Raw genomic sequence first — 319 nt, forward strand, 5'->3', positions numbered from 1 at the left:
GGAGTACACCCATGGACTGGTCGATCCCCGAGGACGTCACGACGTTCATCGCCGACCTCGATGACTTCATCGACACGAAGATCAAGCCGATCGAGGAGGCCAACCCCGAGCACTTCGACCACACCCGCGAGTTCACTCGCACCGACGTCGAGCGGGGCGGCATCCCGACCCGCCGGTGGCGCGAGATCATGCAGGAGGCAAGGGTCCTGGCTGACGAGGCCGGCTTCTACCGCTACCCGTTGCCGAAGGAACTCGGCGGCCAGGACGGATCGAACGTCGCCATGGCCCTGATCCGGGAGCACCTCGCCCGCCGTGGGCC

General features: G+C 66.8%; 1 protein-coding gene. It reads left to right on the top strand.

The window, feature by feature from the left end:
• Positions 1-11: 11 nt before the first annotated feature.
• The coding region (locus ACOADB_RS28475; protein ID WP_378607158.1) for an acyl-CoA dehydrogenase family protein at positions 12-319 on the top strand (308 nt) is incomplete at its 3' end.

This window comes from Nocardioides sp. CPCC 206348 (assembly GCF_048654705.1).
Classification (GTDB): Bacteria; Actinomycetota; Actinomycetes; order Propionibacteriales; family Nocardioidaceae; genus Nocardioides.